Source organism: Candidatus Nitrosotalea okcheonensis, from assembly GCF_900177045.1.
Classification (GTDB): Archaea; Thermoproteota; Nitrososphaeria; order Nitrososphaerales; family Nitrosopumilaceae; genus Nitrosotalea; species Nitrosotalea okcheonensis.
The window spans coordinates 643,289-658,419 of the sequence record NZ_LT841358.1; the positions used below are offsets into that span (position 1 = coordinate 643,289).

Genomic DNA, 15,131 nt, shown 5'->3' on the forward strand with positions numbered 1-15,131 from the left:
TAAATCGTCCACGTTCTAATCCAAGTTTACATGATTTCAGGTTTTGCAACACCGGAAGGCACTGCAGGTTTTGCAAAAAGACAGTCAAAAGTATCAAAAAATCATTTCAGGCAATTTATTGGTCTCATGTTATCATCTGTCGGCATTGGTACATATCTTGGCAACCCAGACAATGCTACGGATAACATGGTCTCAGATGCCATAAAAACATCTGTCAAATCAGGTATCAACGTAATCGACACTGCAATTAACTACAGAGCACAAAAAGCAGAGAGGTCTGTTGGAAAAGCAATTGCAGAACTCATACAATCAGGAGAAGCAAAAAGGGATGAGATCTTCATCAGCACAAAAAACGGGTACGTTACAAACGATGGAGACATTAATGAAGATTTTTGGACCAACATACAAAATACGCTTGTAAAGCCAGGTGTGATAAAATCAGGAGACATCTCATCGGGATATCATTGTATGACAGTACCATACCTGCAAGACCAGTTAAATCGCAGCATGAAAAACATTGGACTTGATTGCATAGACCTTATGTACATACATAATGCTGCAGAAGGCCAACTCCAAGACATTTCAAAAGAAGAGTTTACAAAAAAACTAGAAGATGTTTTTGAGTTTTATGAAAACCAGAGAAAGAATGGTTCGATAAGATATTACGGAATGGCCACGTGGGAATGTTTTAGAGTCCCAGATAACCATCCACAATATCTTTCAATTTTCGACATTACAAAAATAGCAAAACAAGTTGGCGGACAGGATAATGGATTCAGGTTCATCCAGCTACCATACAACATGTATCTTGATCAAGCTTTAATTCTAAAAAACCAGAACTCTAACCAGCATACCATACTAGAGTCATGCATACAACTTGGCATAGGAGTGTTTGCGAGTGTTCCTCTGATGCAAGCCAAATTGCTTGCACCAAATGTTTTACCAGAGTTTGGCAACATGTCAAAAGCATCACACAGAGCAATGCAATTTGTCAGGTCTACGCCTGGAATTATTTCTCCTCTAGTAGGACAGAAATCACGAGAACATGTACAAGAAAATCTTGATTTCATGGCAACGCCAGTTTTAAGCGAGACAGAGTTTTCAGATTTGGTAAAAAAGTTGTCATCATAATTGCAAGCATGCTTGGACAAAATCATACCTTAAACAAACTATAGATTCAAAACTAGTCTAGTATTTCATAAAATACAAGATAGGCATTCTGTTTTTGAACCCTAAATACAATTGGGAAGAATATGGTATATTTTATAAGATCTTGTTATTCATCACAGCACGAAGAGAAAAAAATGGAATCAAATACAGACAATGATAGTAACAGTGTTTTGCTAGAACGGTTTCAAAAAGAGATATTGAGTAAGGTTCCGCACCTAGAAAAAACAGATGGAATTAGGGTTATCAATGCAACGCCCCTGATTGATATTACCAAAGATTTGAAAGAGTGCGCAAAAAAAGAATTTGGTCTAAATCTTGATGGCAAAGATCTACTAGTTTATGGCAAGTTTGATTCTAATTTACTAGCAGGCTCGATCAAAGTAAGGCCAGCTGTGAACATAATACATGATGCTATTGTAACAGGGAAGATTGGAAGTGGACATACAATATTCGAAGCGACGTCTGGAAACTTTGGGATAGCCCTCGGACAGTTATCTAAAATCGGGCTAGATGTAGTTGCCCTTGTTTCAAGAAAGCTTCAGGAAGGAGTGTTTGAGGAATTAAGAAATGAAAAAATTCGCATCATAAATCTGGACATGGACATTTGTCCTGCTCCAGGAATGAAGGATAATCCAAATATTTTAGCGGCAAAAGCAACGGCTGCAAACATCAGATCACAACTATCTGATCTTGGTTTTGATCCAGTTATTTTTGATAACGCAAGTACTGAGGTACAGGCTCTTTTAGTTAAACAAGACATCATAAACCTAGCTAAACTTCTTGCAAAGATCTACGATTGTTTTTGCCCAGAACAATATGACAATGAAATGAATGTTGACGTACATAGAAAAATTACTGCTGTAGAAATAGACCAACAACTGCATGAAAAAGAACAATCATTGGAAGACTTTAGAATTGTCTGCACGTTTGGTACTGGCGGTACATCGGGTGGCTTGAGTAGATACATGTCTGAAAAATATGGAAAAAAATCGCTGCATGTGGTATTTCCACTTGGTGATCAGGATGTTGCAGGAATTAGGACCAAAAGCAAAACGTCAGGCTTGAAGTTTTACGAGCCTGATCAATATGCAGGACAGCATGAAGTAGATTTTAATGACGCAAAACGTTTGCTGAAGTTTTTTGTAGACAAGGGCCATGACATAGGAGAAAGCAGTGCCCTTGCACTATATGCAGTGATGCAAATGACAAACTTTGGAGGTTTTGGAGGAAGATTTGTCGTAATTGTTGCGGATGGAGTACAAAAATACAAAAAGAATCTGGTTGACACTGGAAAGAAACAGAATCGTACCCAGGTTTCCCTTCAGGAGGCAATATCCAGTGTAGATGATTATGATAAAGTAATCTGGATTCATACCCAGTATACTCCACGTGAGGAAGGAATAGAATTAATTGCAAAAACTATCGGTGTTGATAAAAACAAGGTCTTTGTGCCAAAGGCAAGAGACGTGGAGAAACTTTTAGCAACACAGCAAATTCCCGAAGAGTTGAATAAAGCTTTGGAAGGCTCTCGTAAATCACTGCTTGTTTGTATGGCAGGATACACTTCATTGAATGCGGTCAAAGTACTTGGAGACAAAGGCATTGTAACTGAAAGTTTGACAGGGGGGATATCAGCACTAGCTCAAGGAAAAGGTAAACAAATGCCAGAATTAATACGCATGGCTACAGAATAGCGAACGCGTAGTAATGTTTGTAAAAATACATTAGTGATATCATTTCTTTTCTGTTTTTATTGCCTACTAGATTGTAGAGTAGACGAATGTGTCTTTTGTACATGTGGTTCTTACATTGTTATCATCACAGTCAAAACCTGGATGAAATAAGCTCTGCAAGAACAAAATTTGCCAAATCAAAAGGAGTTCAGACATACATTTCAGCTAACAAGTAAAAAATCAAGATAACATTGTTCCGATATAGTTATCAACGAGATCCCGGTAGAAATCATCATTGAACACTAGGGTGAAAATCATCTAAATGATCTCTGAAAAAATAGTCAGTTTTCATGACAAGAACAAGGATTTGAATCAATTAGCACAGCAGATAATAACAACATTAGACGCAGATGGATACAAGACGCAATTAACAACAAATTCTCCGACAGGAATTATAATTCAGGCAAAGAAAGCAGGCATACTTAGGGACATAATCACCGCAGACAGGGCGTTTACAATTATGATTACAGGAGATTCCAACAACTTTGCAATACACATTGGAATCGGTAAATGGGTACAAAATATTGCTGTTGCGGCGGCAGAGGCACTACTTTTGTCGGTGTTGTTTCTAGCAATAGACATACCAGAGATGCTATGGACAAAACATGTTGAAAATGAGGTATTAAAGAAAATAATCCAGTTGATATAATATTTATTATCACAAAATCATTATTTGAAATATAGCAAATAGATCTAGAGTAGAATCAGAGTCAAGTATTTGTTTTCTTGTTCACAACCAGTACAAGTCCTAGATATTTTATTGGTAAGATTTGATGTAATGGCGTAGTGACTTAAGCACAGATACAGAACTCATTCCCTTTGTTTTGTAGGCATTATTTCATTAAGAAAGCCATTCCCTTTATGTGGTCTCTTTTAAAACAAGAATAAACACAATTGTCCATTTTTTGTTGAATATGATTGCTCACATTTCATCTTCCAATCTCGTATCATCGATCATGGTTTTAAGATGTAAGTTTTAAATACAAATATCAGACGAGTTTCAATATGCCAGTTGATCCAGTATGTGGAATTGAGTTAGATGAAAGTCTCGCACTGGTTCACGAATATGAAGGTAAAAAGTATTATTTTTGCTGCCATGGATGTAAGAGAATTTTTACTAGAAAACCAAACAAGTGGAAGAAATCTAAATAGGAAAACTTCCGCACATGCGACAAAAATGAGAACCAAGTTTTAGTGAATAGTTGCAATAAGGACACTTGAAATCAGATTTGGCAATGGCATGTGGTACATCAAAGTACTTGCGATATAATTCATAATAGTACAATGATTCCTTTGAAGACAAAATGACTTGTTCCTTTTCTGCATAATGCCTAGATTTTTTGGCAAAAGCAGAGTCAGTTATCATGCCATCAAGAAAAGACGTCAAGCCACTTGTGCCAGAACCATCTTGCATTGCAGATTTATCCCTCCAGACAATTGATGTAGGGAGATCATTTTCAAATGCCTTGCGAATTATCCATTTTCCATATTTTGTTCCCTTTTCATCATGCACTTTGAATTCAGGAGGGATCTTTTTTGCGTATTCAGACACATCATCATCCAAAAATGGAGTATGCAGTGATATTCCAATTGATTTTGATATAGCCCTTGATGGAAAATGCATTACGTCCCAGATGCGTTCCAGATCTTTTTCCAAGTCTTTTGTAGACATTTTTTTGAAAAAATTATACCCTGCAAAGAGTTCATCTGCCCCGTCACCGGTCATCATAGACTTGAATCCAGACTCTTTGGCAGCCTTCATTGTAAGGTATACAACAATATTGTTTCGGATTTCTATCGGATTGAACACCCCTAGTATCTTGATAGTATTCTCTGCCGCAGAAAGAAGACAGTCTACATCAGCAGTTATGATGTCAAGTTTTAGATCGTGTAGTTTTGCAGCAAGTTGTGCATGCACCAGATCTGTCGAGGTGAAATCTTTTGCAATTAGTACAAATGCTGCAGTTTTCCTGTCCACACATGAAGCAAGAATTGAACTGTCCAATCCCCCAGAGAGTGCAATAGAGTCACACTCATGGTTTTGCACAGATTTTGTTACAAGTGTCTTGATTTGCTGCAGTATTTCTTGCAATTAAAAGATCTTTTCCACTCTCTAAAATAAGTCATCGTGAAAAATATGACTAGGTTTAAATATTTTATTACAACATTTTTTCATATGCTTCTTCCGTCAGAGATAGAAACCAAGACCCTAATACCTGCACTCAGAGCAATACTTGCAAAAAAGCTGATAGAAGAACACAAGATAAGAGAAGAGGAAGTTTCAAAGCTATTAGGAGTAACCCAAGCAGCTATTAGCAATTATGTCAGGGGAACAAGAGGCGATCCGATTCTCATAAACAAATTGCTATCTGTAAAAGAGGTATCAGATATGATCAATGATATATCAAACAATCTTGCCTCAAAAATGGCATATACTCCCGCAAGCCTTTCAAAATTCATAGGACTCTGTAACTACATCAAGTCGAGTTTATTGATATGTGACATACACCACAAGCTTGAATCAAACATAGATGAAGCAGTATGCAAAGAATGTGAAAATATGCTCTTGAAGGGATCGGGTAGTTCCTTTTAGTTTGTTTTCAATACTGTAATTTTAATAATTGAGACAAGTGGTCGATCTTTTTCTTCCTCGCTATCTACTACAATGTCAAGAATTTTTGAATTTCCTTTCATCATGTTTTCAGTTACAATATTTGCAACTGCTACGGCAGTAGGTATAGACTGACCACGTGCCAAAAGTGTGACCATCTTGTATTTTACAAGTTCAGTTAGAAGATCAAGTGCACATGGAACTATGTCTTGCTGGTAAATTGTTACGATATGACCTTCTGGATGCACAGAATCATTCAACTGGATTTTTTCTACACCACTCAACAAAACTCTACCACCACCATTTATGCATTCTATTAAAGTCTTATCGACCAATCATCCATCAGTCAAAAAGATCTATAGGTATATTTTGAAAGTCACCGTTTGGTAAGACTCGCCTGATTGTAATAGGAATTACACGCTTTTCAAGTTCGGCATAAGCAAGATCAAGTGATGTGGCAACGTCTTTTGGTATAGGTATGAAAGGAGGTGCTCCCAGAGACAATTGTAATGCCCTTGCACCAAGTATTCTTGCTTTTTCAAATCTTGTGAGTGTTGGCGGGCCGATCATTATCTTGCCTTTACCCGTCATTTCATATTCTATAATTTCGTGTACTGGATCAATGTCAATAATTTCACGAGCATCAATTATCTTTCGCAATCTCTCTTGTTCTGCAATCTCTTCTGCGCTTAGTTCTTTCTTGCCTTTCTTTCCAGGCTTGACCTCTTCCTCTTCTTCAGAGGGAGATTCGGTTGTTTCAACTACTGTAGGAGCTAGAATTGGTTCTTCCTCCTCTACTGGTTGAACCTCTTCGGTATCTACACTTACTTCCTCAGGTTCATCCGACATTGAGAGTTTGGATAAAGAAACGTTATATATTCATAATCCTTGTCCTCAAAAATGAGTGCAGGTTCTGTTTCCAAGCTTGATTTTGTCCTATCTTTAAAGGGTAAAGCAATTCTCAATTTAGAACTAAAGCGTCACTTGGCCCCAAAAACAGTTGGCGGTATAACTCGATCAATTCCGATAGAGGGCAATGCCCACATGATGGGAAGTGACATAGCATATGTTGACACAAACATCAAAACAGGTGGAGAAAAACTCAGGACGCAATTCAAAAAGGGAGACGTCACATTCCTTGCCGCAAATGGCTCAATCTGTTTCTTCATCGAGGATATGCAAGGTACAAAACCCATGACATTAATTGGAAAGATAACAACAAACCTAGAATCTTTGAGAAATGTAAAACCCGGAGATATATTTTCAATAACTCAAGCTGGAACGTAAACGTGGTGTCCGCTATATCCACCCACTCTTTTTACTGCTCCTTTCTTTAACAGAGCCTGTAAGAATGTATTTGCCGCAGAAATTTTGACATTCGTTTGTCTAGACAATTCCTGAACTGTGAAAACTTTGGCACCTTTAATGAAATTCATGGCCTGTCCTTCGTCAATTATTACAGATATGTTGGTTCGTGGCTTTTGATCTTTTCTATCTCCCTTCTTTTGACCTTCCTTCTTTGCAGACTCGGCAGTCTGTGATTTTTCTGCCTGTGCCGGAGATTGTTTTTTACCGCCGCCCATGTGGAATTCTTTTCCACCCCTATTTATAAACGAACAAAAAATTTGAGAAATTCTAAATACTAGAAAAAAGTGCTTTGTACCATGGGTTTGGATGTTATAGAAGAAAAGAATCTAAATGACGTGATAACATATGCCCTGGATTATCCAACAATGGTAATATCAGAGGCAAAGACATGGCCAATTACAAACATGGAAGATTTTGCCACAGGTCTTTACGTAGGACACATAGGCGGCGTATTCTTTGACGGCTTCTTGAAAAGAAATAAGAGGTTCTTGGATTCTGAAGAATATTCCGACTTTCATGTAATAATATCCAAACGGTCTACTGAAATCAAATTAAAAATCCAGGCACACTTACACAAGAAATAACTTTATGTCATCATCCTGTATATTGTGAGAATTCCCAGATGAAATTTTCTCTTATTGCAGACACTCTAGGTTACATGGAAAATACAACCAAAAGATTAGAGTTGACACAGCATTTGGTGGACTTGTTTAAGATTACACCGTCTGACATAATATCAAAAGTCATCTATCTTTTACAGGGAAAACTAAGGCCTGACCACGAAGGAGTAGAGATTGGTATTGCGGAAAAAATTGCAATCAAGGCACTATCAAAATCATCAGGCATATCAGTTAAAAAAATAGAAGACGAATATAGAGATACGGGAGATTTTGGCCAGGTTGCCTCAAAGATACTTGAGCAAAAAACCCAGACAACGTTTCTGAGTCAAAACATTACAGTTGAACGAGTATATGATACATTATACAAAATTGCAGAGCTAAAAGGAGCAAGATCACAGGACATGAAGATGAAGTATATCTCAAGCTTGCTAAATGATGCAACCCCAATAGAAGGCGGGTTTATTGCAAAGATAATAACTTCAAATCTCAGGCTCGGCATTGCAGACTATACCATACTTGACGCATTAGCTGTTGCATACACAGGATCCAAAGAAAATAGGCCAGCATTAGAGCATGCATACAATGTTTGCAGTGACTTGGGAAAGGTAGCCAAGTCAGTTGCAGAAAATGGTTTAGAGTCTCTAAAAGATTTTCAGGTCACAATATTCAGTCCTATTCGTCCAATGCTTGCGGAAAGAGTAAAGAGTCCACAAGAGGCCCGTGAAAAAATGGGTACTGAATTTGTATCAGAATACAAGCTTGACGGAGAAAGAGTTCAGATCCACAGACAAGAAGAAAAAATTGTATTATACTCGCGTAGCCTTGAAAACATCACAAACTACTATCCAGATATTGTAGAAAATATTGGTAAGGTGTTAAAGCCAGACGAGGTAATACTGGAGGCCGAAGTTGTTGCAATGAATGATGATACAGGCGAGTTCCTACCATTTCAAGAATTGATGCATCGAAGACGTAAATACAAGATTGCCCAAGCTGTTCAAGAGTATCCCATCACTGTAAATTTTTTCGATGTTTTATCAATGGATAAAAAAAGTTGTTTGGACTTACCATATGTTCAAAGAAGAAAACTATTAGAAAAAAATGTAATAGAAGACTCTTTTGCAAAAATAATGCCAATGGTATTTGTAAAGACAGATAGTGAGGTAGAAGACAGTTTGGAAAATGCAATCAATGCAGGATGTGAGGGGATAATGCTAAAACAGTTGAATTCCCCATATCGCGCAGGTGCGAGAGCAAGCAACTGGCTCAAGCTCAAACGAGAGTACAGAAATGAGCTCGGGGATAGTATTGACCTGGTAATAGTGGGAGCATTTTATGGCAGAGGAAGAAGAACTGGGAGATATGGAGCTCTACTCTTGTCTGCATATGATGACAAATCAGATACATTCCCCAGTATCTGTAAGGTGGGTACTGGGTTTACGGACGACAGCCTTGACCAGTTCTACCAGATTCTTTCAGATAAAATTACAATCAGAAAGGATCCAAGAATTGAGAGTGGTCTGGAGGCAGATGTCTGGTTCGAGCCTGAAGTTGTAATAGAAATTGTGGCGTCAGAGATAACACTGAGTCCAATTCACAAAGTTGCCATGGATAAGATAAGAAAAGGCAGTGGACTTGCACTCAGATTCCCCAAGTTCACAGGAAAGATAAGATTTGAAAAAACATCAGAGAATGCAACCAATATTGATGAAATAGTAACTTTATACAACAGTCAAAAACGCGTTGTACAAGATGAAAAATAAGATAGTGAAAAATTTTTCTTCACCAGTCTGATTTACGCAAGGATTATTAGCCGCAGACCTAGTCTAAAATCTCTAGATGTATAGCGGAGAACTTGAAGTTCAGGCAAAGAGAAAGGCCTTGGCCGTTTTACAAGACGAGATAAACAGAATTCTCAACGCAGTCAGAGATCTATCAATTCTGCCAGGTTTGATAATCAAGGCTGACAAATCTGAAATAAAACAACTACTGGAGAGAATAAAAAATACTGAAGATGAAGTAGAGGCTCTTCGTAGAAAGATAACTAGAGAAATTTCAGATGTTGGAGGTCTCATGATGAACCGTGAGAACCTTCTGAACTCAGCATATGCGATGGATGAAATTGCTGGTTACATCACAGGTATTGCCTTTAAACTCTCAAACATCAAGGCAGCCACACTCAAAAAGGAGAAACTTGACAAGGATCTTACTGAACTAGTTGAGCTAGCAGTAGACCAGATTCACAAGATAAATGAGATAATCCGAGCCCTTGCAAGCAACAATAGCACAGTAGCAATTGACTTGGCTCACGAGGCACAAAAGATAGAGAGACAAGTGGATGACAAGTACAGAGCATTAAGCATCAGAGTTCTTGATGAGACTGCTACAACCAAAGAACTGCTTTTACTCAAAGATGTGGTAGAGGGAATAGAGGAAATGTCGGACAAGGTACTGCAAGTGTCAGATTCATTCATTTTACTTGCTCTGAGCCTATAAAATTCAAGATATTCTTTTTCCTTTTTTTGACATTGTAAACACTAAAATCAATTGTTAAAATAAGAAATTCCATGAAAGGCGATTTGCTTGAAAATAGAATAATAGTTTGGAACATTACTGATTCTAAAGCACTTTTTGTCGAGGGATATTATGGAAAACCAATCGGCATGGCAAAGCCAAAACCTGATGAGATCAATGTACCGCTCATCTTGGACTTGATTGAAGGATATTATTTACAGGAAAAATCAAAGATCAAGGTATATCAGTCAAGAAAACTAGTATTACAGAAAGATCTCCTAGATATTTGCAGGAAAGAATATCACAATTTTGATAAAAAATATGCGGTCTACAAAGATTTTCGTGACAAGGGATACATTGTAAATCCCGGCATCAAGTTTGGATGTGATTTTGCAGTATACCAAAAGGGACCTGGAATTGATCATGCCCCATACTTGCTTCAAGTATACAATTCTACGGATACCATATCTGCGACCAGCATAGTTCTAGCTGGAAGACTTGCAACAACAGTGAGAAAACAATTCATCTTTGCAATTCCAAAGGGCGACAAAATGGACTGTTTAGCTTTGGACTGGTGGAGAGCCTGACTATTTTCTTATATTAAGGGCAATCCTGTCATAGACTGCAAACAGGTCCTTTGTCATTGAAAAATTACTACCATCCATCCATTTGCCGTAAATTCGTATCCCAGCTTTTGTTGGCTCTACAACAATATGTGCATCAGCGTATGACAATTTTATCATCATGTTATGAAGAGTGTCATCAGCATTCAGGATATCTGCAAGAGAGCCCCCAACCCATGTGACTCCAGTAACTCTCTTTGATGCAAAGTGTCCCTTTGTCTGCAACTTTGACCTAGCAAGAAAATCATCTTCTGCAATATTACGGTGAGATTTTACAATAAAGTGTGCTTGATATCTATCTTGAGCACCCCATGAAATTGGATTGAGATCTTGTGTCATTTGTTAACCTTTTTGAATTATTTGTACTACATCAATGTTAGAACCCTTGAGTGCAATTGTTCCAAGGTTTGTTACCATGGAAGACGTACTGCTGAAATATTTCGAATAACAACTTTCTTTTTCTACTTCATCCGTGTCGATTTCTTTTGCTTCAGCGTCAACGCCAATTTGTTTCAAGGCTTGTGAAAACTCTACATTTTTGTTTACTGGTTGAAAAGTGTCAGATTCCGAATCATGCATAAGGGTGTTCCATCCAGCCCACAAATAAATATGTCTGTATGATCTTTTGTAGAACCACTAGATCCAAACATATTTTCTAATTGTCATACCATCACAAGCATAATCGAATAAATAGTACAGAATCATCCAAGTAGACATCCATGCTAAAATTTCAAAATAAGATCATAGTAATTACAGGAAGTGGAACCGGCATAGGAAAAGCAATAGCCATAAAATTTGCTGAAAACGGTGCAAACATTGTCATATTGGGGAGAAGGAGAGAGCCTTTAGAAGAGACAGCAAAAGAACTAGAACGCATAATTTCTTCAGTAAAGAGTAACTCATTTGTAAAAATTTTCCCAGGTGTTGATGTAAGTGACGAGGATGGAGTCTCAAAGATGTTCGAAGATCTCAAAAAATCACATGGTGCAGTGGATATAGTTGTAAACAATGCAGGAGTCTCAGGACCTGTCACTTGTTTTGCAAATGCCCCAATCTCAGAATTTAAGAGCACAGTGGGAATTCATCTCACAGGTACATTTTGGACATCATCTCAGGCAATCAAGACAATGAAACCAGGTTCCAAGATAGTTACAATATCCACATTCTTTACAGAAGAGCGCCCATACGAACAAAGGCCATACAGGTTTAGAAGTCCATACACTGCATCACAAGGAGCAAAGAATAGGCTTGCTGAGGCAATGTCATGGGAAATTACTGACAAAAAAATTATATCAATTGCAACAAATCCAGGACCCGTCCATTCTGACAGGATTTACAAAACAGTATATCCAAAAGCAGCGGCAGAATTTATGAGAGTAAGCGGTTTTGAAAACCTCACACCAGAAGAAGTCGAGTCCGTAAACAATGACATACTTCCATTGCTTGGAGAAGATGAAAAAACAGTAAAAAATGGAATTTCACAGGCGGCAGATAAACTTGCGAAATTAAAATCAATCACAGCAGAATCAGACATAAAAAAACTTGTCAGTACCATTTCTGCACTACTAGCAAAGATACAGCAGATTGCAGAAAAAGTCCAGAACAACACAAGCAAAATGATTGCTGATGAACAGTTTTTGACACAGCAGCAAGTTGCAGAAACAGTTCTGATGCTTAGTGATGACAACATATCACATATTCTAAATGGCAAGGTGATACCTGGCGACCGCGTATTTTATCCAGTCAAGCCACACATTGCATGTTCCATACCAGATGTACAGCCAGATTTTGGTTCTAAAATTACAGTATTTGCACTGGATGCAACTGATGAATCAGATGTAATAAGAGCCAAACATTTGGCTGAAAAAATAGAGGATGCTGGAGGAAAGACAGTGATACTGATTTCAAAAACAAGTCCCAAGATCGCAGAAGAAAGGCTGGCAAAATTTCATTCTCATGTGATGGACATTACAAGCCAAGAAAACGTAAAGAGAATGCTAAACACTGCAACACAAAAGGTCGGACCAATTGGCAATGTGATCTACATGACAGGCAAAGTTCCTCAAATCGGTAATCTAGTGGACTTGTCAAGAAAAGACTGGGATGGCCTGGTTGATAAATTCATAAACACTCCAGCTATTTTCATGCAGGAATCACTTGGCATCTTTGTTCCAGGAGGAGCAAAAAATCCGCCGCTTTTCAAGGGCAAGGAAGGAAACATGATAATCATAGGACCAGACATGCCAGCAGGCAGTAAGACAACAGGAGTAGACAGAGCAAGAGTGGAGGTATTCAGGGGTGCACTTAGACCATTTGCAACAACTGTGAACCAAGAGCTCAGCGACGTACTAAAATCAAGACTTCGGATATACCTAGTGCTTCCAGGAAGCGTAGATGGTACAGAATCCAGCAATGACAACATCATGAAAGCAATTAGTTATCTTACGTCCGGAAAATCAGTAAACAATGCAGAGATTATTTACTATCCAGACGAAACAAGATCTTGATGAAAAAATTTGCAGATCTGAATATTGGTGACGAATTTTATTCGGAATGCTCCATATCTTTGGCAGAACTTGATGCATATCTTTTGTTTTCAGGAATTAAAAATATTATTTATGAAGACACTAAATCAGGCAAGGAAAAAAAGATGGTGTCAGGTCGAGCCATACTCTCAAAAATGGAAGGAGAGTTTACAAGACTCGAAGAGATGTACGGCAATCTCCTAATTTTTTATGGAATTGACGGGGACCAAAACTGGAATAACAGGCAGACTAGATTTCTGAAACCTCTCCATACTGATGATAAATTAAAGATAAAATTTGTAATTTCTGAAAAACGTGAAATCAATGATGAGTTTGGCTTGATAGGAGTAGATTTCGAGGGAAAAGATGGAGAAGGAAAAGTAATAGTAATTTCAAAAAGAAACCTATATCAAATCAAGAAGGACTTGTCAGCGAGTCAATTATGAGTTTAGCTGCAGTGATACCAAGTACAACTATGACAAACAGGCGAAGTTTTCGTTCATCAACACGTGTAGATAACCTACTCCCTACAAGCCCTCCTACAAATGAGCCAATTGAGAGTATTCCGGCCTCATAGTAATTTGGATGACCAAGCGCAGAGTGTACTAGCATGCCAGAGGCTGCCACAAACATCAAGATGAATTGTGACGTAGGTGCAGCAAGTTTCATGGATAATCCAATTGCAATCACCATCAATGGTACAAATACAGTACCTCCTCCAATTCCAAACAAGCTGGAGATTATACCTGCAAAAAAACTTGCACCGACTGCAAGAACCACAATCTGCTTTGATAGGTTGTATTCTCTTGGTTCCATTTTTCTTCTCAGGTAAATATACACACCTGATGACACCAGCACAGCCCCAAACAGTAATTTGAACAATTGAGATGATACATCATCGGATATGTATGCCCCGAGTACTGTTCCAGGAATTGCAAAGAGTGCAAGCTTTATTCCAAGCGAGTATGAAATTCTTTTTTGTTTAGCATATGAGACAGTTGATGCCACCGAGTTGCTGAATGCTGCAAAGAGACTATCGCTTGCAGCAAGTGTTGATGAGAACCCGAAAAATGTCAGTACTGGAACCATTACAAATCCGCCTCCTAGTCCTACCATGGATCCTATGACACCAGCTACAAAACCAAGTGGTAAGAGCCACAGATATTCAAGCAATGATAATACCAAAACCTATTTTCCCCAGATTAAAGAGTCACGTCAACCTTCGTAAACCAAGGTGAATTAATTACTTGGCAACTAAAAGCTTCCAGAGATATCCACCCTTAGTTGTAGAAAGCTCAATTTCAAAATGCTTGTTTCCAAGAGGTACAGTATGCGTAGTACTATCCGGTTGTTTCCCATTTACGTGGAAGTTTCGTAATGCGTCCATCATGTCAGAAAGAGTTGAATACCCACCAGGATTCTCCTTGTCCCAGCATTGGCAAACAGTACTGTTTAGCACAACCCCGAATACAGTCTTGACAGCAACATAGTCACTCATGGTAGGATCTAACTGGAGTGCCACAACTACAAGCCCTGGAACATTAGGTGAACCAACCATATCAATGTCACCAAGATTTCCCTGTTTGTCTTTGAGTACTGTAGATGTACAATGTGTGACAAGTGCTTGTTTTTTTGGATCTGTGATGAAATTACAATATTGTTTAATATCAGCTGCACTGCTCAACGTGATGGGATTTGTCATGTTGATATGATGTAATGCCAGAGTAGATTTTAGATCAGAGTTTTCCTCATCATATGTGAAATCAAGAAATGCAACTTGGTTTGAAGTAGCATTTGGACTTGCCATTTGAGGAACAAGTTGAATGACTACAACGATTGCAATTATAACTATGCCAGATATTGCTGCATAAAGATACTTTTTTGGGATCACACGATAGTTTTTCTTCAATGCTTTAATAAAGCAATCTCAGAATTCGTCAATCTTAATTAATGCCAAAATGTGTCTT

At 38.1% G+C, this 15,131-nt stretch carries 20 protein-coding genes; 12 read left to right on the forward strand and 8 right to left on the reverse strand.

Features of this window, described 5'->3' with window-relative positions; translation table 11 throughout:
* Positions 1-30: 30 nt before the first annotated feature.
* The 4 genes from BQ3481_RS03860 (at position 31) to BQ3481_RS03875 (ending at position 4,055) form a co-directional block, all read left to right on the forward strand.
* Positions 31-1,131 (forward strand): aldo/keto reductase, encoded by a 1,101-nt coding sequence (locus BQ3481_RS03860; protein WP_157927064.1) that lies wholly within the window; start codon positions 31-33, stop codon positions 1,129-1,131.
* A 173-nt stretch (positions 1,132-1,304) separates the two neighbouring features.
* Complete coding sequence (locus BQ3481_RS03865) at positions 1,305-2,864, forward strand: pyridoxal-phosphate dependent enzyme (RefSeq protein ID WP_157927065.1); 1,560 nt, start codon at positions 1,305-1,307, stop codon at positions 2,862-2,864.
* Positions 2,865-3,165: 301 nt separating this feature from the next.
* Positions 3,166-3,552 (forward strand): hypothetical protein, encoded by a 387-nt coding sequence (locus BQ3481_RS03870; protein ID WP_157927066.1) that lies wholly within the window; start codon positions 3,166-3,168, stop codon positions 3,550-3,552.
* Between the two features lie 356 nt (positions 3,553-3,908).
* Positions 3,909-4,055, forward strand: a complete 147-nt coding sequence (locus BQ3481_RS03875) for a YHS domain-containing protein (RefSeq protein ID WP_157927067.1) — start codon at positions 3,909-3,911, stop codon at positions 4,053-4,055.
* Here the strand turns inward: BQ3481_RS03875 and BQ3481_RS03880 are convergent.
* The gene (locus BQ3481_RS03880; RefSeq protein WP_157927068.1) at positions 4,048-4,995 is read right to left on the reverse strand and encodes an asparagine synthase-related protein; all 948 of its coding nucleotides are present in this window, start codon (positions 4,993-4,995) and stop codon (positions 4,048-4,050) included. The two genes, BQ3481_RS03875 and BQ3481_RS03880, sit on opposite strands and share 8 nt — an antisense overlap.
* Before the next feature lie 84 nt (positions 4,996-5,079).
* On the opposite strand from BQ3481_RS03880, the gene BQ3481_RS03885 reads away from it, so the two are divergent.
* The gene (locus BQ3481_RS03885; protein ID WP_157927069.1) at positions 5,080-5,496 is read left to right on the forward strand and encodes a transcriptional regulator; all 417 of its coding nucleotides are present in this window, start codon (positions 5,080-5,082) and stop codon (positions 5,494-5,496) included.
* On the opposite strand, the gene BQ3481_RS03890 is transcribed toward BQ3481_RS03885, so the two are convergent.
* Both BQ3481_RS03890 and BQ3481_RS03895 read right to left on the reverse strand, forming a co-directional pair.
* On the reverse strand, positions 5,493-5,798 hold the full coding sequence (locus tag BQ3481_RS03890) for a DNA-binding protein (RefSeq protein WP_157927070.1): 306 nt from the start codon (positions 5,796-5,798) through the stop codon (positions 5,493-5,495). The genes BQ3481_RS03885 and BQ3481_RS03890 overlap by 4 nt on opposite strands.
* 58 nt (positions 5,799-5,856) lie before the next feature.
* Positions 5,857-6,363, reverse strand: coding sequence for a DNA-directed RNA polymerase subunit K (locus BQ3481_RS03895; RefSeq protein ID WP_157927071.1), 507 nt, complete (start codon positions 6,361-6,363; stop codon positions 5,857-5,859).
* Between the two features lie 51 nt (positions 6,364-6,414).
* Here BQ3481_RS03895 and BQ3481_RS03900 point away from each other — a divergent pair, with 51 nt between their 5' ends.
* Positions 6,415-6,801, forward strand: coding sequence for a cyclophilin-like fold protein (locus BQ3481_RS03900; RefSeq protein WP_157927072.1), 387 nt, complete (start codon positions 6,415-6,417; stop codon positions 6,799-6,801).
* On the opposite strand, the gene BQ3481_RS03905 is transcribed toward BQ3481_RS03900, so the two are convergent.
* Positions 6,786-7,097 (reverse strand): MarR family transcriptional regulator, encoded by a 312-nt coding sequence (locus BQ3481_RS03905; protein ID WP_157927073.1) that lies wholly within the window; start codon positions 7,095-7,097, stop codon positions 6,786-6,788. The two genes, BQ3481_RS03900 and BQ3481_RS03905, sit on opposite strands and share 16 nt — an antisense overlap.
* An 81-nt stretch (positions 7,098-7,178) precedes the next feature.
* Between BQ3481_RS03905 and BQ3481_RS03910 the strand changes: the two genes are divergently transcribed.
* From BQ3481_RS03910 to endA, 4 genes are all read left to right on the forward strand, one after another.
* Entirely contained in the window at positions 7,179-7,466 is a 288-nt protein-coding gene (locus tag BQ3481_RS03910; protein WP_157927074.1) for a hypothetical protein, read from the forward strand.
* A gap of 38 nt (positions 7,467-7,504) precedes the next feature.
* On the forward strand, positions 7,505-9,265 hold the full coding sequence (locus BQ3481_RS03915; protein ID WP_157927075.1) for an ATP-dependent DNA ligase: 1,761 nt from the start codon (positions 7,505-7,507) through the stop codon (positions 9,263-9,265).
* A gap of 76 nt (positions 9,266-9,341) precedes the next feature.
* The gene (locus BQ3481_RS03920) at positions 9,342-9,998 is read left to right on the forward strand and encodes a DUF47 domain-containing protein (RefSeq protein WP_157927076.1); all 657 of its coding nucleotides are present in this window, start codon (positions 9,342-9,344) and stop codon (positions 9,996-9,998) included.
* Positions 9,999-10,069: 71 nt separating this feature from the next.
* Positions 10,070-10,603, forward strand: a complete 534-nt coding sequence (endA, locus tag BQ3481_RS03925) for a tRNA-intron lyase (RefSeq protein WP_157927077.1) — start codon at positions 10,070-10,072, stop codon at positions 10,601-10,603.
* On the opposite strand, the gene BQ3481_RS03930 is transcribed toward endA, so the two are convergent.
* Positions 10,604-10,978: a hypothetical protein gene (locus BQ3481_RS03930; protein ID WP_157927078.1), complete on the reverse strand. Its 375-nt coding sequence runs from the start codon at positions 10,976-10,978 to the stop codon at positions 10,604-10,606.
* Positions 10,979-10,981: 3 nt separating this feature from the next.
* Positions 10,982-11,218 (reverse strand): hypothetical protein, encoded by a 237-nt coding sequence (locus BQ3481_RS03935; protein WP_157927079.1) that lies wholly within the window; start codon positions 11,216-11,218, stop codon positions 10,982-10,984.
* A 140-nt stretch (positions 11,219-11,358) separates the two neighbouring features.
* Here BQ3481_RS03935 and BQ3481_RS03940 point away from each other — a divergent pair, with 140 nt between their 5' ends.
* Both BQ3481_RS03940 and BQ3481_RS03945 read left to right on the forward strand, forming a co-directional pair.
* A complete protein-coding gene (locus BQ3481_RS03940; protein WP_157927080.1) occupies positions 11,359-13,146 on the forward strand; it encodes an SDR family NAD(P)-dependent oxidoreductase in 1,788 nt (595 codons plus the stop codon).
* Positions 13,146-13,610, forward strand: a complete 465-nt coding sequence (locus BQ3481_RS03945) for a hotdog family protein (protein ID WP_157927081.1) — start codon at positions 13,146-13,148, stop codon at positions 13,608-13,610. Before BQ3481_RS03940 ends, BQ3481_RS03945 begins: the two co-directional genes overlap by 1 nt.
* Here the strand turns inward: BQ3481_RS03945 and BQ3481_RS03950 are convergent.
* Positions 13,579-14,337: a sulfite exporter TauE/SafE family protein gene (locus BQ3481_RS03950; protein ID WP_157928462.1), complete on the reverse strand. Its 759-nt coding sequence runs from the start codon at positions 14,335-14,337 to the stop codon at positions 13,579-13,581. The two genes, BQ3481_RS03945 and BQ3481_RS03950, sit on opposite strands and share 32 nt — an antisense overlap.
* A 70-nt stretch (positions 14,338-14,407) precedes the next feature.
* Entirely contained in the window at positions 14,408-15,055 is a 648-nt protein-coding gene (locus BQ3481_RS03955) for a hypothetical protein (RefSeq protein ID WP_157927082.1), read from the reverse strand.
* Positions 15,056-15,131: the final 76 nt, after the last annotated feature.